Genomic DNA, 18,185 nt, shown 5'->3' on the forward strand with positions numbered 1-18,185 from the left:
AATGGAAAAATATATTAGAACATCGGTGTTTTATTAGAACAAATATACTAGAACAATTTCATTTATATTAGAAAATCTCGTCCGCTTCAATTCATGCTAACCGTAAACAAATATTTCTGTTAGAATAAATTTACAGTAAATTCTAACAATTTAGGAGGGCTTAGTATGGAGGAGATTCAAGAGAAGAACTTAAACGGCGATGCAATTACGAAATTGGATCAAGTAGTGGGAACGATTTTAGGGGAGGATAAGGCAACTTTTACGCTTCGGGATAGGACTTCAGGGGAGATTCTTTATACATACCGGGGGGATCGTTTAATGCGTCCGGCGTCCAATATGAAAATCCTGACGGGGGCGGCTGCAATCTCGGAGCTTGGACTGGACTACCGATTTAAAACAGAAATTTATATCGAAGGAAATATTGAAAACCACACGTTATACGGAGATATTTACGTGAAAGGCTACGGTGACCCGACAATAAATGATGTGACACTTAAGCGTTTTGCAAATGTTTTACGGGAGTACGGTATCCATCATGTGAAAGGAAAGCTAATCGGGGATGATACATATTTTTCCGGTGATACATTGCCACCGGGTGTTGATGATGAAGGGGAAACCCATTATTACGGGGCTCGGATCTCGCCAATTACAATGTCACCGAATGACGATTTTGATGCGAGCACAATTATTGTGGAGGCAACTGCAGGGAATATCGGAGAAAAGCCGAGTTTTAACGTCATCCCGCATTTAAGTGGACTGCAAATTTCTAATGAAGCAAAAACAGTAGACAAAAATGCTGAAAATACATTGGAAATCCGCCGCATTAACAATACAAGTCAAATCGTGATAATAGGGGAAATACCTGAAGGTGAAACGGCGAAAGTTTGGGTGTCCCATCAGGATCCTACTAAAAACACGCTGCTGTTTTTCAAAGAACTATGTAAAGATGCAGGCATCTACTTTGAAGAGGGAGACAGCATTGAGAGTCGCGTAACACCAAACCATGCGAAACTAATCCATACGCACGAGTCTCGCTCTATTGCGGAGATGTTTTCAATTTTTATGAAATTAAGCAATAACAGCATCGCCGATATTTTCCTGAAAACGATGGGGAAACGAAAGTATGGAGTAGGTGATTACGAGCATGGATTAAAGGTAGTGCGCGCTTATTTGGAAAAGCAACAAATTGATTTTGCGACGTGGCAATTTGCTGATGGTTCGGGCCTATCACATCAAAACCGTCTGCACACAAATGGTATATCCGAGCTGTTGTATGTGCTGCAAAAAGAACCGTATTTCCAGAACTTTTACGAATCACTGCCAGTTGGAGGAAATATATACAGACTAGTTGGCGGAACGTTAAAAGACCGCTTTTTAGAGCCGGAACTGCAACAGCGAATATTCGCTAAAACAGGTTATATTCATGAAGTGAATACATTATCTGGCTATGTAACAGGAAAAAGCGGGAGAGATTACATTTTCTCGATTATGCTTGAAGGCCGGGATGAGGGAATCCCGTTTTTGGATGAAGGGTTGAAGGCGATTATTGAGGTAGTATAAATAACAACTCAAAAAACAGTCTCAATTATTAGCTGATGTCTAATAGTTGGAGACTGTTAATTAAGGAATTAAATATACTGATAAAATAACCCGTCACGTGTATCAAACCAAATTAGTTTCCCGTGTTTTTTACGAGAAATCGTTGCCTGCAAAGCCCATTCAGGAAACTGCTTATATAATTGAATCTGATCTCCTGTTGCCAAGGCGATAAATGATACGTAATGGTCTTTCGTCATTGGGTGGTCTGCAGAAATAGACCATTGCATATCGATTTCTTCTACATTTAGTTTTTGTTCGTCCGTAGCTTTTACAGCAGTTAATGGCTCCAATTTCCGTCCGCAGCACGAAACTGTAAAATTCCCTGTTGCTAAACCAATATTAGAACAGCTTGGACATACATAATAGCTTGAGTTTTTCATATTGCCTCCTACAAAATCGTTTTGATTTATTTCACCTGTCAGTAAATTTTCTATTGGAATATCGAAGAGGGCAGCGAGCTGAGGGAGAAGTGTAATATCAGGACATCCGATCCCTCTTTCCCATTTTGAAATGGTGCGGTCTGATAAAAACAGAGCATCTGCTACTTGCTTTTGCGTCATCCCTTTTCCCTTACGCAATGTATAAATTAATTGGCCAATTTTTTCATTATCCATTCGTTTCCCTCCTACTGTTTTAGCATAAAAGGATTGAGGCCGATTCGCAACAAACGGAACGTAGAGTTGAAATGTATAAAACGGGATTTTGATACCCCGCTTCCCAACAATTTGGAAGCTCCAAAAGGATTTCTTCTTTTTGGTATAGTAATTAGAGAAACAATACAAAGGGGATTGAACAAATGAAAATTAGAGAAATGAAGCAAGAAGAAATTCAGGCAGTGCGTGCATTGCGTGTAAAGGGATATGGTGAATACAAACAGCACGTTTCACCAGAACACTGGGGTGTATTAAAAACTAGTCTGCTTTCGGATAACGACATCAAAAACAATGCCCGGATTTTCGTGGCCGAAACTGATGGAGTTATTGTCGGCAGCATTGTATTATTTCCTGCATTCACTCAAGCCTATGACTGGACGGATGATGTGCAGGAAATCCCGGAGATTCGCATGCTTTCTGTAGATCCTGACATTAGAGGGAAAGGCATCGGTCGGGCGTTAGTTATTCATTGCCTTGAATTGGCGAAAGCAACAGGTTCTGAACAAATCGGACTCCATACAGCTTCATTTATGACAAAAGCATCTGCTCTTTATGAAAGTATGGGCTTCCAACGTGCTCCGGAACAGGACTTGGAACCAATGAATGATGGAATCATTGTGAAAGGTTATCAGCTCAACCTTCTTACATAATTGATTCAGTGGTGTGAACCAATTTTTATTTGTCCTATATAAGTAAAGTAAGGGGAGAGTTAAATGGAGAAAAAGTTTAGACTAAAAGGAGAAGAATCTGTTTTAGTAAGGAATGCACCGGATACTTTTCCGATTCAATCAACATCAAATGGTGCCCCGTATGAGCGTGTTCTGGCATTTGTCTATACGCTAGAAGAGATGGTTCAAGCTGTAAAACAAACAATTGAACAGAATCTACTTGAGGAAAACGGTTATTTGTTTTTGCTGTATCCGAAGAAAAACAACAAGCAATTTGATACGTATGTCCCGCGCGATGATATTTTTCCTGCTTTTGAACTCGATGAGGAAAAATATGTATTTGGCAGTACGATCAAATTTAACAGTTTGCAGTCACTTGATGAAACATATTCCACTTTATCTCTGAAAAAACAAACGAAAAAAGTAAAAAAACAGGCTGCTAGTCAATGTGTTGATGATTATATTGACCGTATTCCAGACCTCGAGAAATTTTTGCAATCAGCACCGGAAGCACTTGGTCGCTATCAAGCATTAACACCGGGTTATCAAAAAGACTGGGCACGGTATGTTTACAGTGCTAAAAAAGAAGAGACCCAAGAACAGCGACTGCATGAAATGGTCGTTATTTTAAACGAGGGTTATAAAACGAAGGATCTTTACCGACAAGGAAAAAAATAGTAGAGGTTTTTATCTATTCAAAGCACAAAAACATCCACTTTTCTCCCCCCAGAGGAAAATGGATGTTTTTCAATTTGCCCCGGCGACTTTTTCAACTCACTACTCACTGCTTTTCCAATACCTTTCGTTCAATCAGTTCAACGCCTTTATACATAATCGTTGCCAATACAATAATGATGAGAAGCGCCAAGAATACTAATGTAAAGTTAAACACTTGGAACCCGGAAATAATCAGATAACCAAGACCGCTTGATGATACTAAAAACTCCCCGACAATAACCCCAACCCATGATAAGCCAACGTTTACCTTTAAAGTAGAAATAATCGTCGGAGTAGAGGCAGGAAGAATGACGTGACGGAATGTTTCATATTTGGATGCCCGGAAAAGCTGCATCACTTTAATATAGTTTTCGTTTACTTGCTGAAAAGCGGAAAAAATAACAATGGTCGAAATAATAACTGAAATGAGCACACCCATTACGAGAACTGCAAGCATATTCGGTCCGAAAACTACGAGAATCATCGGTCCGATCGCTACTTTAGGCATTGCATTTAATACGACAAGGTAGGGATCCATCACATTGGCAAATGTTTTGGAAGACCATAACGAAATCGCGAGCAATGTTCCGAGAAGGGTCCCTAATATAAAGCCGACAACCGTTTCGAACAATGTAATCGCAATATGCGGGAATAAGGTGCCGTCCGTTATTTTTGTGATAAATAGGCTCCCAACCGCACGAGGGCTGCTGAAAATGAGCGGATCCAGTATGCGGAAATGTGTCGTAACCTCCCAAAATAGAAGAAGGCCGACAAGGAGCAGTATTTGGAAAGAGAAAATTTTGCGTTTTTCACGTCGCCGTTTCTCATTATATTGCTGCTGCAGCTGTTCAATATTCATCCGAATCAAGCTCCTTCCATATTTCCTGGAATAGTACTTGGAAAGCAGGGGCATTTCTTGCTTCGAATGGTGTCAGTTCACGAATTTCCTGTGGGATGATGAAGCTTTTCACAATAGTACCCGGACGAGGGCTAAAGATAAATACTTTATCACTCATCGCGATGGCTTCGCTAATATCATGCGTTACCAAAATAGTCGTCGTTGAAAATTGCTTTAATGTATCCGAAACAAAGTTTTCAAGTGATAGTTTGGATCGGAAATCGAGCGCAGAAAACGGTTCATCAAGTAAAAGTAATGTTGGTTTTACGGCAAGTGTACGGGCAAGGGCAATACGTTGGCGCATCCCCCCTGAAAGCTGCGGCGGGTAAAGCTTTTTCGTATGGGCCAATTCGAATTGTTCGAGCAATTCATCCACAATTGAGTGATCATCTTCTTTTTTTAACAGTTTCAAACCGAGTGCGACATTGTCTTCGATTGTTTTCCATGGAAACAAAAAATCCTGCTGAAGCATATAGCCGATTTCAACATCCGATTCAGCAAACTTAATCGAACCGGTTGTTGGTTTCAATAAGCCTGCCAGTAAAGAGAGCAGTGTGGATTTCCCACAGCCGCTCGGACCTAAAAAGGAGACGAATTCTCCTGAATTCACTGTAAAATTTACATCTTCAAGAGCTGTTGCCGCTTGCTGTTCTTTAAAGAAATGATGGGTAACATTTTTTACTTCCAAATAAGTCATTTACTTCACAACCGCATCTGCAAATGACCGGTTTACTAAATCTTTGTAAGCTGGCTCAAATTCCAGGACGCCTGCTTCGGTCATTACATCAAGTAGATTTTGGAATTCATCTTCATCGATAATCGGATCTTTTGCAAAAGACTCCTGATCACGATAACGTGTCACAACCTGCTCAATAATCTTCTGGTCTGTATCTTCAAAGTAAGGAGCAATCGCTTTTGCCACGTCAGCGCTCGATGCTTCGTAAACCCACTTTTGTGCTTTATAAAGAGCCTTCGTAAAGCTATCCATCATTTCTTTTTCAGAGAATGTACTTTCTTTTGCCATAAATACCGTATATGGGATGGCACCAAGCTCTTCGCCGAATGAAGCGACGATTTTTCCGATGCCTTGCTGTTCAAAAATACTTGCAGTCGGTTCGAAAAGTTGTACATAATCACCTGTACCTGAAGCAAAGGCTATCAGTTACAAAAAACACTATTATTTACAATAGCTAAAATTTGAGCTTGCCTAATTCCTTTCATTCATTTGGTATTTAATCATCATATGTCCTACACCTCTTTGATTAAATAAACTTATTAGAGAATAAAATGAGTTGATTGGAGGGGGCAACTTCAGTGGGTATAGCGAGACTGCCGATACATCGCTGGAGCGAAGCTACTAAGAGAATTGACACTTACCCACCAAGCGCGTCCCCCGGAATGGGTATCAATGGGTTTAACTAGTAACTTTGTTTAAAACAGACTCAATTAGAAATGGGGACTATTGAACAGCTTTTCTTTGTAAGTCACCTCGTTGGTAAATTAGGTGCAGCCATTGATTTTTCATTTCATTAGTTGAAAACTTATCTTCATCTTTCGGTAGACCAAGTATCGATCCATTTTGTCGACAATCTAATACATATATAAATATATTTATATATATAACTAAATTAACTATATATTTATACAATGGAAAAGTAAGGAATAAATATACATTCTATTACAATGAATACTAATAGAGAGGGGGATTATAATGAAAAAGAAAATTGGAATTACATTTGTTGCTTTTCTGATGTTTACTTCAATTTCTACTGCTTCTGCTTTTGCTTCAACAGGAACACCAATTGAAGCAAAAGAATTAAAGGCTATAGAAGATACTGTAGTAGAACCCCAATTTTTGCCAGCATATGTAGCTATTGCTAATGCTGCAAGGGTAGTTGGTGGTGTTACTAAAGCTGCAAAATGGGGAGCAGCTGCATTTGGCGCTGGATTTGCAGGTAAAGCCGGTTCAGATGCTTATGATAAAGTGGCTGGAAGCTTATCTCTAGAAATGTCTTCTTATGAGAATATTGAAGAAATTTTTGATAAGTAAAAAATAATCTGAAAGAGTTGTTTATTAGCGAAACTTTGTTAATAAACAGCTTTTTGTTTATGAATAGGAGATAGTTTATGAAGAAAAAAATTGCCTTCTTTTTATTAATTACTGTAATTTTTGTTTTCCACTTTAGCATGACAGCACTCTATGTATTACCGTTTAACCCTCTGGCATCTAAATATAATCATCAAATACAGTCGTATATGAATCCATTATTTACACAAAATTGGCAACTCTTTGCTCCTAATCCGTTATCACAATCTATATATGTAAATGTGCAAATTAAAGATACTGAAGGACAAGAATCAAAATGGATTGATTTTACTACTCCTCTATTAGAGGCAAATCATAAAAATAGATTTTCACCTGTCAACACTATAGTCAGACTTGGTCAAAGTGCTTACTTACAATCTGTTCATATAGATCCATTGACAGAAAAGATTGCTACTAAAAACATTGAAATAGACGAAGTGAGCCAACGATTATCCGATTATCAAAAGGATGGTGTATACATACTATATAAGTTAGGACTTCATTATGCAGAGCAATATTTTGAATCAAGTAAGATTAGTGATATTAGAATTCGAGTTATTAAGGAAGAATCAATACCGTTTTCTCAAAGGAATAATCCAGATTACGAAAATGAAATTAAATATAGTGAACACGATTGGGTTCCTGTAAAAAAAATAAAAAGTGGTGAAGAAGATGTTATCTAAATTAATTGAACAATTAACTGTCAAGAAGGGACTAATTGGATCGAGTATTTTAAGGATTGGAATTGGTTTAGTTATTCTTTATAACTATAGTATTAATTATTCCCAACGTCACTTTTTATGGGGAAGTGATGGAATTAGTAAAACTCCTAACTTAAATGAATATATGAATTTTTCCATTTACCAGTTTATTGATTCTACACTATACTTTGATATAATATACCATTTAGGTATAATATTGGCATTCCTCTTCGCTGTAGGGTATAAAACAGTATATGTAAGCATTTTAAATTATATTTTTGTATTCTCCTTGCAACAAGAGAATGGTTTAATCCTTGATGGTGGATCTAATATTATGATTATTGTCTTATTCTATATGATTTTTATGAAAACCAATGCATATTTTTCACTAGACAGCCAAAAATATAAAGAAACTGATAAACAGAATTTTTATCTTTGTTCAATCCATAATATGGCACTATTAGCTATAATAGCCCAATTAAGTATTCTTTATTTAAATTCTGCATTATACAAGGTAATGGGTGAAACTTGGCAAAATGGTACAGCTATTTATAATATATTACAAGTTAAAGATTTTAATTTACCATGGCTAACAGATTTAATCATTTCTAGTGATACATTGGTTGTTATATCAACATATGTAACGCTTTTAGTTCAATTAGCGTTTCCTTTCATGTTATTTAATAAGTATACAAAATATTTAATGCTTTTAATTTTAGTCCCAATGCACATAGGAATTGCATTTGCTATGGGTCTCCTAACTTTTTCATTTATCATGATTATATTAGACTCACTCCTGATTACTGATAAAGATTATAAAATACTAGGTAACTATGTTAAAAGTCGTTTCTTAAAGAAAAATAAGTCAGGTATAGTAGAGGAAGAAGTAAAAGTATATGAAGGTGAAGTTAATCACCTAGCCAAAAGTTAATAGAGGTGAAAAAGTGAATAAATTTCTAGTAAAGTATTCTTATACAAATCAAATATCCGATGAAGTTGGACTTTGGATGATAATTCCTGATGATGTAAATTTTACGCATAAATATAGGAATCCAAATCATAAAACTAAAATACAAACGGGTGAAACACTTGCATATTTTAATTTGAAAAGGGGACAAGGTATTAAGTTAGAATATACAACTGGTTTTTATATTCCCCAAAAACAAGAGTTATCGAAAGTTGAAGAAGAATATTATTTAAGGAGTACTATACTATCTCCTATCAATGAGGAAGTTAAATCTCTTGCTATGAAGATTATAAAAAGTAAAACAACTAATAAAGAGATGGCGAAAGAAATATTTCTGTATATTGTTAATAATTTTAAATATATATATCCTCCTACAGAAAGAGGCGTACTTTCATTTATTTCTAGTAAAAAAGGTGATTGTGGTGAATTTTCATTTTTGTTTACTTCGCTTTGTAGAGCAGTTGGAATCCCAACGCGAACCATAATGGGAAGTTGGGCTTATGGAAAAATGAATGGCCATGCATGGAATGAGTACTATGATGAAGAAAGTGGTTGGACACCTGTTGATACCAGTATGGCTTATATACAAAAAAAACAAAAACTCAGGTTTCTTGACAGTAGTATAAGAACGCTAAATTGGAATGATTATTTTGGGAAGACAGAAGGACAAAGAATAGTTTTTTCTAAGGATACTGAACTAGAATTAACACCTACTTTAAATGAAAAAGACAGCGGTATTATTCTTATGAACCCTCTTATAATCAACGGAGAGATATTTCTTTGGGGAGTACAGGCTTTGAACGGAACTGCCCCATATTTACAACCTGTCTACCTACAATTTAAAGGAGAGGTGGATACGACGCCTAGTGTTTCGAACCTTTTTGGTTCGTGGATAGTAAAGCAACAAGGAGTCCTCGGGAGATTAGCTGATTATAGAAAGGGGCTATTTTCACTCGGATTATTGTTAATGATATTCTCCTTTTTATTGAATGATAATCATATTTTAGATTTACTTTATAAATCAATTTTTGTTGTAGCCAGTATTAGTTTTGTTTTGAGAAGAGAAAGAATTCTCATCTTTAGTGTTGTTACTTCAATGCTAGTACTTTCTTTACTTTCAACAATAACAAGTTTCTAAGATGAAAGGTGAAAAATATGAGAAAAACTATAGTGCTATATGATGGTTGGTGTCCATTTTGTATTAAAAGTATTAATAGGTTTAAACAATTAGATTGGTTTAAGAGAATTGAATTTAAATCTTTTAGAGAAGAAAGTATTGTAAATAAATATCATATTGAAATAGATAAATTAGAAAAGCGAATACATTCCATTACCAAGAACAATTACATTGAGGATGGAATACATGCCATTAACAGAATATGTAAAAATATCCCTGCTCTATGGTTTTTAATTCTATTTATTAACTTTTCTATTTTATTCGGTTTTGGCCAAAAATTATATGACTGGATTGCGGATAGACGACTTTTATTCCCTACTGGATGTAATGGGGACTCTTGCACGATACCTAATATCAGTAAAATAAAAGATAAGGAATTATGAACTGTACCTGTGTTAAAAGGAGTAAGTATAAGTTGATATCTTTTGCTAAAATGACCCCCAAAGGTTAGAATGAAAAATCTAATTTTTGGGGGTATATTTATGACTAATTATATTGCTCATTTAAAGTTAAATGTCATTAAAATCTTGTTAGCCTCTAAGAAACGAAATTTAGCACGGGGTTTAAGGTATCGATTTGTGTATTCTCATTATTATACATAACTTTCACTATAGTAAATTTGAGCTTACTTCCGTTTGAATTAATAAAAATTTAATTAGGATTAAATCGATATGTATTATATTCACCTTCCAAACGCTCCTTAAGTAATTCGTCATCATAAGCCAATAGTAATAGATCTCTCTTTTTTAAATATTCAGCAACAATCTTTTGATTCTGGTATGTAAGGCAAATAGCAATACGGTTGAAACCTATTGCGAGCGATATATAAGTTAAAGTTTTTTGTTTTTCCATAAGTAAAGGTTCTAAATACTGCATCGCTTGTTGGAATTTATTGTTGCGAATACAAATTAAAGAATAATTCAAAGTAATCGAGCTTTGTAAGCGTAAAGCTTCTCCAAAATGATTGTACTTGCTAAGTTGCTGAAGCAAACTTTTTGTTATAAATGTCACAGTCTCAAAATCAAACAAAAATAATATGGCATTTAATATTCTAATATCTGCTAAATAATACTGATCATATCTAGAAATACGCTCCCAGATGTGTAGTACTTTTTCTCGAGCACCTTGAATATTTTCATCATTTGATAGCAGAAGTAACGCTTCACAAATAGTTTTTAATTCAATAATGTATATATGATGAGGGTTTTTTGTTAGAAATGTTTCTATTTTATATAATAAAACTTCTAAATCCTCCTTTTTATTGTAGGGAGTTTTATAAAATAATTCGATAAGTTGTTCCGAAGGTGTTAGATTATAGTCATTATGGATATAAAGTAACTCATCCAAACTTAATTGAAGTTGTTCTATTAAAAATACAAAGTTTGTGGCATTTATATCTGATTTATTTTTTTCAAAATGAGAATAAGATGCTTGTGTAAAATACCCTGCTGCTATAGTTTGTTGAGAATAATTTTTACTTTTTCGAATTTTTTTTAATGTTTCACCAAACATACATTAATCTCCTAAAATATAAAAATGTTTATATAATTACAATATTATACCATTTTATAATAGAATGGTACTAATTTCAATTAGTTAAAAATAACTCAGATGTTGAGGTGAGAGGATTTATGGATAAAATTTTACATTTCATTAATGTAGCATCGGATATTATTTGGATAATTGGTGGTTAAATTCAATTCAAGTTGTAACTGTACAGGTTAATAACTAAATATTCATCCTTTATTTAAAGGCATAAGAGCAATGTAAACGTTTGGTATGGTAACACTTTTGGACAACTTTTTTAAGGTTCCTTTAAAGCATAAGGGACGGACAGGTTGCTTGACATGGAGCCTCTATGGGCATGATTCTTTGCGCCAAGAATCCAGCTAAATAGGGCTGGCTTAGCCAAACGAGGCTATCATGCCCATTGCTCCATATAAAGCTCTTCTTCGTTGATAGGCTTGAAAATTCCCCTTAATCACTTATAAAATCTGTCCAACTAAATGTAGCCCATCCAGTTTGTGCCAGTTTATTAGGAAGAATGACTTCTTACAATTATCTATAGTTGTCTATAGCAATTATCTTTGAGCAGACAGCTATTAAAAATGAACTCCCTAAAAGAGGGGAGTTCATTAATGAGGGGTATAATATGTTATAAAGGTATTAAGAAATCGCTTTATACCAACTAGAAAGGAATCTTACTTAAATAGACAGTTAAATTGTGTTAATTTTGCCATATATAATATCACTTAATCAAATTTCCCTTCAAAGTAATCTGATAACCATATATTCAATTCAATTTCTATTTCATTTTTCCCTAAATACACCTTATTAATTATTCTTGAGAGCATTGCTTTTTTTAGGTCATCATCGGCTTCATTAAACTTTTGCTCCCAATTATCTAATTCATTTGCTAGATAATTTACATCCGAATAGTTCTCTTTCTCTTTTTCTAATTCCTCATTCAAAGAATTTAATTGTGATGTCTTTGCTTCTATTTGCTTTTCTACTGTATTAATAGCCCCTGATAACTGTTCAGCAGTAAAAGAACTTTCCCCGATTAAAGTTTTCCCAATTTCAAGGTTTAATTTTTCATGTTGCTTTGTTAAATCTAAATGCTCTTTTTTTAAATTATGGAGATTTCGTTCTTTTAGTTTTAGCAATTCAGCTTTCATATTTTTACTTGTATCAAGAAAGGAAATCAATTCAAATTGTGATAAAATAATTTTTATCTTATTAATAATTAATGTATCGAATTTTTTTCCACCCCAGATATTCTGTTGATGTTCACAATATAATTTACCTTTATTTAAAGGACATTTATAGCGGTAAATGGTGTTTTTATAGTAGCCATCTTTTTTGTTATATTTTGAATTCCTATATAGATAATTAGAGGTTAGTTTTGAACCACAATATTTGCAATATGCCAAACCTGAAAAAATCAATTTCCCTGATCTTGGAATATCTGATTTGTCTTGCTCTTTAATTTTACTACTCCTAGTATTTCTTATTTGCTCAGCATGATTATATAACTCATCTGGAATAATTCTTAACTTTTCGTTAAATGGCTGCGTTCCTCCTGCAGCATTTTTATATCTCTTTAATCCAATATAAATTGAATTTGATAATATTCTCTGTATTGTACTCACCATTAAGACTTTACCGTCTCTATTTCGATATCCATTTTCATTTAAATAATCAGCAATTTTTCTATAACCCATATGTTTGTTTACATATAACTTATAAATCAACTTAATCATTTCTGATTCATCTTCATCTGGCACTAATTCTTTAACTCGACGTTCTCTATTTTTCCAATGTTGCTCAGTTGTTTCAACAATCTTATATCCAATTGGTGCCGAGCCACCTTGGAAATATCCACTTTCACTTAGTTGTTTCTTTGCTTCTTTTACTCTAATTGAAGTTTTTTGACTTTCACCATCGGATTGCCAAAAACTTATATAATTTAGAAGCTTATCAATATGAGATTCAATTTTTCTTTGCCCTTCGTTTACAGACCAGACCTCGATAGCTTTCTGAACTAAAAAGTTTACCATTAATGGTGTTTCATCTTCTCTTCGACCTAACCGATCTAGCATGAAAACCAATAATATGTCAAATTCTTTATTTATTGCGCCTTCTTTTAGTATTGCCATTTCATCTCGTTCGTTTACCCTTTTTTTCCAGCCAGATACTCCTTTTTCGTATAACTCATTTGTTATTATCCAATCAGGTTTGTTTTTAACGAATTCATGACAAGAATTTTTTTGCATCGGTATATCATCATCTATACTTACTTGTTGTTTCTTAGATACTCGATAAAGACACCAAACTCGTTTCATTTCCACACACCCGTTTCATTCGCCTGTTATGTTAAAAAAGAAGATATTTATAATATCTCTAAGAAAAACGTTTTTAATGCATTTTTAGCTTCTTTTCTTTTTTCTCGATCTTTGGTGAATTTTAAATGTATTTTCACTTCGTTTTCTGAAATATCCTTTAAATAATCAAAATTATCATCTGGTTTGTGGAGATACGTTACGCCACCTATGTCAATATTACCCAACGATTGATGATGAATTACTTCCTTCATAATTAATCACTCCGATGCTATGGGGTGTTAAAGTGTATTCGATTCGAATCGATAATATTAGTCATTTTTCTACATTGGAATGACCTATAATAACGCTTAATTCAACACCTTTTTTATTTCTTTTAAAAAAGGAAAACCCCACAGAAAGATCTACACCTTTGTGTAAATCTTCTATGGGGTTATCCCTTATCAGTTATTTAATTGTTCATTTTAAAGTTTCACAGTGTATTTCTAATTCCTTCAAATTGTTCCCCTTAGATGTTTCTTTAAAGAAAAAATAATGAATCGACAGACCAGGGCCTTTATTTGCGGGAACTTTTTAAGTTATTGCATTTTACTGAATTTACGATAGTTAATGATTTCTCGTATTCTTCGAATATACTTTTGATCATGTAATTCATTTTCATAGGCTTTAGGAAGGATACCCAAAATATCCTTTAGATTTTTATCACCTGAATTTAGCTGTTTGCGTGAGCCTACACGCATATAAAATGCTGATTTTCCCAGATTGTACATTTATACTTCTTCCTTTCAAAAAAACGCAGAATTACATAGCCAAAAGGTTTGACTATGCAACCTCTGCGTTTTTCGCTTATTGGGTTACAATATTTGATTTGGTTTTTATATTTTAAGTCTCTTTAAAAATAATTAAATTTCAAGTTTAGAATTTCGGTTCTTTGACCATAATTGAATTATAGCTTTCGGTTTTATAGTCATCGAAGTATTCCAAGATGGTTGGAAAACCGAAGAACTATGCTTTAAATCACTTGATACCAATGGATTCAGGGAAAGCAGTTTTTGTGAAAGTGTAATTAGTACATTTCACTTCGGTTTCCTAACCAGTCAAAATATCATTTTAATTAAATTGTTCGGTTATATAACCAGTTGATTTTTCCAATGAAACAAAAGGGGAGATGCGATAATTTATACTAAGTTCGTTATTCTTTTCAAAATTAATTGTAACCTCTTCGAAATACATTAGGAAAAATACTCTTAACTCTGTATCAGTAAAATTATAAAAACTTTGTTGTATCAGTTTTTTTGTAATTTTATCCAAATAGTCATCTTTAAGAAGCGAATTCATTTCATCTAGTGTTTCATTTGTGTAGATTAATTCATTTTTTAAATGTAGCTGGGTAGTTTGAAAGACCTCGGCTAATAAAGGATTATTCTCGATATCGACTGCCATCATAATTTGGTTATATTGCCCTTTTTCGAGAAGTTGTTTAATATTACTACTTGTTTTTGTCAGGGTAGTAGCCCAATTTTTAAGCTGTTCTTTTGAAGTAGCTGAAAAGTGATGGAGTTGTGTATCCCACTTTTTCTGCAGATCATTAAGCACAGCCTGATGAATAGGGATTATCGGTACAGATATTTTACATCCTGTACATTTATAAACCATATACTTTCCGTTTTTACCCTTTGGTGAATTATCTTTCGCTTTTAATAAGCAATTGCATTTTTTACATTTTATTATTGAGCGTAGATAATATGGGGTATTCATCGTGCCGAATTGCTTTTTTAAATCATTAATTTGTTTAAACAAGTGAAAAGTGGTTGGGCCAATGATTGGATCATGTACATTTTTGAATAAATCAATTTCTGATTCCTGCTTTGGTTTACTAGAATCGTAGCTAGTTCGAACATTCCACGCTAAATTTCCTGAATAAACCTTGTTAGAAAGAATATATCCAATCGTGCTACTGTTCCAATGTTTAACTTTTTTGGTTGTAAGGTTGCATTTGTTTAGGTAATCAGCAATTATTCCATGAGAGTGGCCCCAACAGGCTAAATGGAAGATTAATTGGACTATTTGTGCATCTTCATTAGGATGTAAAATCCCATCGGTCATATCATAGCCAATGGGGGTTCGACTCCCTGGTCTTGTCGGTTGCTCACGATGCAGTAAACTTTTTTGAGCATCTTTTGCGCGAACAGATTTTATTTCTGATTCTTCTGCAGCAAAGACAAGCTTTGCCTGCACGATTGGATCATTTGGATTCCATTCTGATTCAGATTGTGTATTGAAAAATTTTACATGAGGGTAATCCAATTTAATCGGCAAGTAAACCTCATTGTAAAAATCAGTAATGCTTCTAGTTATACGGGATTCTTCGTAGAAGCAGATAGCCTCAGCACCATTTTTAATATCTTCAATAATTAGCTGGATTCCTGCTCGTTTACTAACGTTATTATGAAATGCGCTAGTAGCCTTATCAGCTCGCCATGCAATGATTTCAAGGTTTTCTCTCTCTGCTAATGTTTGGATTTGGCTTTTTTGGATTTCTAATGAGTGATTATCGTTTTGTTTTTGGTCAGAATAACGTAAATACCCAGTAGCGTTTAGTTTTGTCATGATACTTTGTCCTCTCTTCCATAAGATGAAAGGAATAGTTCCACATGTACATATGTCTCATAAATTTTAACTTTATCAATAAGCAATTCAGACAGTCGCTGAAGGTCTTGTTGTGTAAAATCTAAAGTAAGCTGTGATAAAAGTGAATGAATTTCTATAATTTCATCTCCCAGTTTCTGAATACTTTGTAAATCCTGTTCTAAGTCATGGTATTTATCTTTGAGTGATTGTATTTTATCTAATAGATTTGCTATAGCAGGTTTTCTTTTTACATCAATGGTGCTTAGTGTTAGTGAATTATCCAGAAATTCAGATTTGGTTGCCTCTAAATCTTTTTGTAGCTTTTTATTTTCTGCTATGATGCGTTTAGAAATAATGCATTTTAAATGCTTAGCAGAAATCGATTGGATGTGTTCCAATAATGTTTGTTTAACTAAACTATTTAACTCTTCAACTGTAATTGAAAGTCGTTTGTGGTTATCACTACAAACAAAGTATCCTATATCAAATACATTTTCTCTTCGATGCTTCATTACATTTCCACACTTCTCGCAATTTGGTGTAACTAAAAATTGGTTGTTAGCACCATCTAAACTTTCTTGATAATAGGAAAAGTACTCATCAAGTTTAGATTTACCTTTAAGGAAAAGGTCTAAATCAATTATTGGTGTTACATGAGGTAATAGCTGATAACCATTTTTTGCTTCATAGTGTCCTGCATAAAATGGATTTGATAAAATGCGAAACAACTTTTCAGGCTTATTAAAACCTTTACGTCGTACCATTAAAAAATTTAGAAATTGCTCACCGTCTTGCACGTTACTAAAATCTTCAAATAATGAAAGAATTAAATCTTTTTTATCCTCATTAATTTGGAAGCGAACTTGTTCATCTTCTTTTATTCGTGTGTAGCCAAAAAGACGCGAAGGATATTGTTTGCGAGCATCTTCCGTACGTGTACGAATATTTTCGCCTTCAAGTTGTCCAAACATTCCATAAAATGCTTCTAGGGCAAGCTTCTTTTTAAAGGGCGGTTCATTACTAGCTGTGTATATAATTTCAACATTATATTTTATAAATATTTTTGTTAAATCCACAAATTCATAAAAGTTTCGAGCTAAGCGATCACGTTTATAAACGATTAGCTTTTCTACTTTGCCTTCTTCAATTAGGCTAATTAACTCGGCCAATTTTGGTCGCTGATCCATTTTCAATTTTGTTGCAGAAACATCGTGATCTGATAGATAAATAATTGATTCCTCATTGCCACTTAAATTAATCGACTCAAGATACCTTTTTGCAGCAGTTAATTGTAATTCAAGATTTTGTGCTGCTGAACTGACGCGCGTATAAATAATTTCAAATTTTTGCATGTAAATTATCCTCTCTTTTTAATCAGTAAAGCCCGTAGTCTATAATCCTCTTTCACAATATGGTCTAATAGCATTTTCTCAATAAAACGTCTAAACCATAGTTCCGATTCGAATGATAGCTCTTCAGAGTAACTGACTTTGACAACTCGATATTTTACTTTCAATTTGTTCCCCTCCAGTATGATTTTTTAATAATCATTGCCTGGAGGGGAACTTTTTATACGTTAATTCTCCGAATCTCTTTTTTCATCCTTATTAAAATCCAGTGATAATTGCATACCATCTGCTACTATCGAAGATTTATTCTTCCTTGGATTAACAATCACTTTTGTTTGGTATCCGGGGATTTTAAGTTTTCTTATGATCTTGTCCATGCTTTTGTTCCTGTAGGTGGATGAACAAATTAATAACAGTTCTAGAGATACCAAAGGATTCACAATGGTCTAAGCATTGTTTATACCATTCAGTATTTTTAAGATAATCTTTGTCCTCCACGGTAGGGGGACCTCCTTTCTAATTATGATTTGTAGTTAAAAAATACTCTTGGCCTTGAGTATTAATCATTTTATCTTCAAATATTAATATTCTAATAGTTCAAATTAACTATTTTAATTTATTAACTATTTTATTTTTACTAGCGCTCTTAATGTCCGAATTTATGTGATTGTTAAAGGGAGTTCAGGGATTAGTTAGATAGAAAAGTGATTTTGAATTGTTTGAAGTATAGGATATGGAAAAGAGTAGTAATCTATCTAAAGCTAGATAGAATGGAATTAAGAAGCTATATTTACGCACATAGTCAAATAAATATTTTTGAATAAGTCATCACAGAAGTGAGCGAAATAGATTGTTGAAGTGAGGTATAAATAAAAGAAAAACTGTTACCAAAATAAT

General features: G+C 33.8%; 18 protein-coding genes. 8 read left to right on the forward strand and 10 right to left on the reverse strand.

The genetic code is table 11. The features are described from left to right. The first annotated feature begins 165 nt into the window (after positions 1 to 165). Positions 166 to 1,560 (forward strand): D-alanyl-D-alanine carboxypeptidase/D-alanyl-D-alanine endopeptidase, encoded by a 1,395-nt coding sequence (dacB, locus tag AC0VXV_RS01075; protein WP_475529980.1) that lies wholly within the window; start codon positions 166 to 168, stop codon positions 1,558 to 1,560. Between the two features lie 68 nt (positions 1,561 to 1,628). On the opposite strand, the gene AC0VXV_RS01080 is transcribed toward dacB, so the two are convergent. Further along, positions 1,629 to 2,213 carry a helix-turn-helix domain-containing protein gene (locus tag AC0VXV_RS01080; protein WP_475529981.1) on the reverse strand — a complete coding sequence of 195 codons (585 nt, stop codon included), beginning with the start codon at positions 2,211 to 2,213 and terminating at the stop codon, positions 1,629 to 1,631. 182 nt (positions 2,214 to 2,395) lie between these two features. On the opposite strand from AC0VXV_RS01080, the gene AC0VXV_RS01085 reads away from it, so the two are divergent. Continuing rightward, a complete protein-coding gene (locus AC0VXV_RS01085) occupies positions 2,396 to 2,902 on the forward strand; it encodes a GNAT family N-acetyltransferase (RefSeq protein ID WP_475529982.1) in 507 nt (168 codons plus the stop codon). Between the two features lie 63 nt (positions 2,903 to 2,965). Next, positions 2,966 to 3,598, forward strand: a complete 633-nt coding sequence (locus AC0VXV_RS01090) for a YdeI/OmpD-associated family protein (protein ID WP_475529983.1) — start codon at positions 2,966 to 2,968, stop codon at positions 3,596 to 3,598. A gap of 103 nt (positions 3,599 to 3,701) precedes the next feature. On the opposite strand, the gene AC0VXV_RS01095 is transcribed toward AC0VXV_RS01090, so the two are convergent. From AC0VXV_RS01095 to AC0VXV_RS01105, 3 genes are read right to left on the reverse strand one after another with little or no spacing between them, the layout of a single operon-like run. Continuing rightward, entirely contained in the window at positions 3,702 to 4,496 is a 795-nt protein-coding gene (locus AC0VXV_RS01095; RefSeq protein ID WP_475529984.1) for an ABC transporter permease, read from the reverse strand. Next, a complete protein-coding gene (locus tag AC0VXV_RS01100) occupies positions 4,486 to 5,232 on the reverse strand; it encodes an ABC transporter ATP-binding protein (protein WP_475529985.1) in 747 nt (248 codons plus the stop codon). The genes AC0VXV_RS01095 and AC0VXV_RS01100 overlap by 11 nt, the downstream gene beginning before the upstream one ends. Next, positions 5,233 to 5,559 (reverse strand): substrate-binding domain-containing protein, encoded by a 327-nt coding sequence (locus AC0VXV_RS01105; protein WP_339196947.1) that lies wholly within the window; start codon positions 5,557 to 5,559, stop codon positions 5,233 to 5,235. Positions 5,560 to 6,246: 687 nt separating this feature from the next. Here AC0VXV_RS01105 and AC0VXV_RS01110 point away from each other — a divergent pair. The 5 genes from AC0VXV_RS01110 to AC0VXV_RS01130 all read left to right on the forward strand — a co-directional run bounded on the left by AC0VXV_RS01110 (position 6,247) and on the right by AC0VXV_RS01130 (position 9,849). Continuing rightward, the gene (locus AC0VXV_RS01110; RefSeq protein ID WP_014824999.1) at positions 6,247 to 6,585 is read left to right on the forward strand and encodes a hypothetical protein; all 339 of its coding nucleotides are present in this window, start codon (positions 6,247 to 6,249) and stop codon (positions 6,583 to 6,585) included. Between the two features lie 77 nt (positions 6,586 to 6,662). Next, complete coding sequence (locus tag AC0VXV_RS01115; RefSeq protein WP_014824998.1) at positions 6,663 to 7,304, forward strand: DUF5819 family protein; 642 nt, start codon at positions 6,663 to 6,665, stop codon at positions 7,302 to 7,304. Next, positions 7,294 to 8,253: an HTTM domain-containing protein gene (locus AC0VXV_RS01120; RefSeq protein ID WP_014824997.1), complete on the forward strand. Its 960-nt coding sequence runs from the start codon at positions 7,294 to 7,296 to the stop codon at positions 8,251 to 8,253. The genes AC0VXV_RS01115 and AC0VXV_RS01120 overlap by 11 nt, the downstream gene beginning before the upstream one ends. Before the next feature lie 13 nt (positions 8,254 to 8,266). Further along, positions 8,267 to 9,427 carry a transglutaminase-like domain-containing protein gene (locus AC0VXV_RS01125; RefSeq protein WP_475529986.1) on the forward strand — a complete coding sequence of 387 codons (1,161 nt, stop codon included), beginning with the start codon at positions 8,267 to 8,269 and terminating at the stop codon, positions 9,425 to 9,427. A 17-nt stretch (positions 9,428 to 9,444) separates the two neighbouring features. Next, positions 9,445 to 9,849, forward strand: a complete 405-nt coding sequence (locus tag AC0VXV_RS01130) for a thiol-disulfide oxidoreductase DCC family protein (RefSeq protein WP_014824995.1) — start codon at positions 9,445 to 9,447, stop codon at positions 9,847 to 9,849. A 268-nt stretch (positions 9,850 to 10,117) separates the two neighbouring features. Here the strand turns inward: AC0VXV_RS01130 and AC0VXV_RS01135 are convergent, their stop codons facing one another. The 6 genes from AC0VXV_RS01135 to AC0VXV_RS01160 all read right to left on the reverse strand — a co-directional run bounded on the left by AC0VXV_RS01135 (position 10,118) and on the right by AC0VXV_RS01160 (position 17,291). Next, the gene (locus tag AC0VXV_RS01135) at positions 10,118 to 10,978 is read right to left on the reverse strand and encodes a helix-turn-helix domain-containing protein (RefSeq protein WP_014824994.1); all 861 of its coding nucleotides are present in this window, start codon (positions 10,976 to 10,978) and stop codon (positions 10,118 to 10,120) included. Between the two features lie 740 nt (positions 10,979 to 11,718). Then, the gene (locus AC0VXV_RS01140) at positions 11,719 to 13,311 is read right to left on the reverse strand and encodes a recombinase family protein (protein WP_475529987.1); all 1,593 of its coding nucleotides are present in this window, start codon (positions 13,309 to 13,311) and stop codon (positions 11,719 to 11,721) included. A gap of 47 nt (positions 13,312 to 13,358) precedes the next feature. Then, positions 13,359 to 13,562: a hypothetical protein gene (locus tag AC0VXV_RS01145; protein ID WP_475529988.1), complete on the reverse strand. Its 204-nt coding sequence runs from the start codon at positions 13,560 to 13,562 to the stop codon at positions 13,359 to 13,361. Positions 13,563 to 13,886: 324 nt separating this feature from the next. Continuing rightward, on the reverse strand, positions 13,887 to 14,078 hold the full coding sequence (locus AC0VXV_RS01150; protein WP_475529989.1) for a hypothetical protein: 192 nt from the start codon (positions 14,076 to 14,078) through the stop codon (positions 13,887 to 13,889). Between the two features lie 340 nt (positions 14,079 to 14,418). Further along, on the reverse strand, positions 14,419 to 15,918 hold the full coding sequence (locus AC0VXV_RS01155) for a recombinase family protein (protein ID WP_475529990.1): 1,500 nt from the start codon (positions 15,916 to 15,918) through the stop codon (positions 14,419 to 14,421). Continuing rightward, on the reverse strand, positions 15,915 to 17,291 hold the full coding sequence (locus AC0VXV_RS01160) for a recombinase family protein (protein ID WP_475529991.1): 1,377 nt from the start codon (positions 17,289 to 17,291) through the stop codon (positions 15,915 to 15,917). The genes AC0VXV_RS01155 and AC0VXV_RS01160 overlap by 4 nt, the downstream gene beginning before the upstream one ends. Positions 17,292 to 18,185: the final 894 nt, after the last annotated feature.

The sequence above is a fragment of the Solibacillus sp. iso_87 genome, assembly GCF_056173085.1.

Bases quoted from the DNA above. Each gene is read 5' to 3' on its own strand.
- dacB (WP_475529980.1), top strand. From the start codon at position 166: ATGGAGGAGATTCAAGAGAAGAACTTAAACGGCGATGCAATTACGAAA.
- AC0VXV_RS01080 (WP_475529981.1), bottom strand. From the start codon at position 2,213: ATGGATAATGAAAAAATTGGCCAATTAATTTATACATTGCGTAAGGGA.
- AC0VXV_RS01085 (WP_475529982.1), top strand. From the start codon at position 2,396: ATGAAAATTAGAGAAATGAAGCAAGAAGAAATTCAGGCAGTGCGTGCA.
- AC0VXV_RS01090 (WP_475529983.1), top strand. From the start codon at position 2,966: ATGGAGAAAAAGTTTAGACTAAAAGGAGAAGAATCTGTTTTAGTAAGG.
- AC0VXV_RS01095 (WP_475529984.1), bottom strand. From the start codon at position 4,496: ATGAATATTGAACAGCTGCAGCAGCAATATAATGAGAAACGGCGACGT.
- AC0VXV_RS01100 (WP_475529985.1), bottom strand. From the start codon at position 5,232: ATGACTTATTTGGAAGTAAAAAATGTTACCCATCATTTCTTTAAAGAA.
- AC0VXV_RS01105 (WP_339196947.1), bottom strand. From the start codon at position 5,559: ATGGCAAAAGAAAGTACATTCTCTGAAAAAGAAATGATGGATAGCTTT.
- AC0VXV_RS01110 (WP_014824999.1), top strand. From the start codon at position 6,247: ATGAAAAAGAAAATTGGAATTACATTTGTTGCTTTTCTGATGTTTACT.
- AC0VXV_RS01115 (WP_014824998.1), top strand. From the start codon at position 6,663: ATGAAGAAAAAAATTGCCTTCTTTTTATTAATTACTGTAATTTTTGTT.
- AC0VXV_RS01120 (WP_014824997.1), top strand. From the start codon at position 7,294: ATGTTATCTAAATTAATTGAACAATTAACTGTCAAGAAGGGACTAATT.
- AC0VXV_RS01130 (WP_014824995.1), top strand. From the start codon at position 9,445: ATGAGAAAAACTATAGTGCTATATGATGGTTGGTGTCCATTTTGTATT.
- AC0VXV_RS01135 (WP_014824994.1), bottom strand. From the start codon at position 10,978: ATGTTTGGTGAAACATTAAAAAAAATTCGAAAAAGTAAAAATTATTCT.
- AC0VXV_RS01140 (WP_475529987.1), bottom strand. From the start codon at position 13,311: ATGAAACGAGTTTGGTGTCTTTATCGAGTATCTAAGAAACAACAAGTA.
- AC0VXV_RS01145 (WP_475529988.1), bottom strand. From the start codon at position 13,562: ATGAAGGAAGTAATTCATCATCAATCGTTGGGTAATATTGACATAGGT.
- AC0VXV_RS01150 (WP_475529989.1), bottom strand. From the start codon at position 14,078: ATGTACAATCTGGGAAAATCAGCATTTTATATGCGTGTAGGCTCACGC.
- AC0VXV_RS01155 (WP_475529990.1), bottom strand. From the start codon at position 15,918: ATGACAAAACTAAACGCTACTGGGTATTTACGTTATTCTGACCAAAAA.
- AC0VXV_RS01160 (WP_475529991.1), bottom strand. From the start codon at position 17,291: ATGCAAAAATTTGAAATTATTTATACGCGCGTCAGTTCAGCAGCACAA.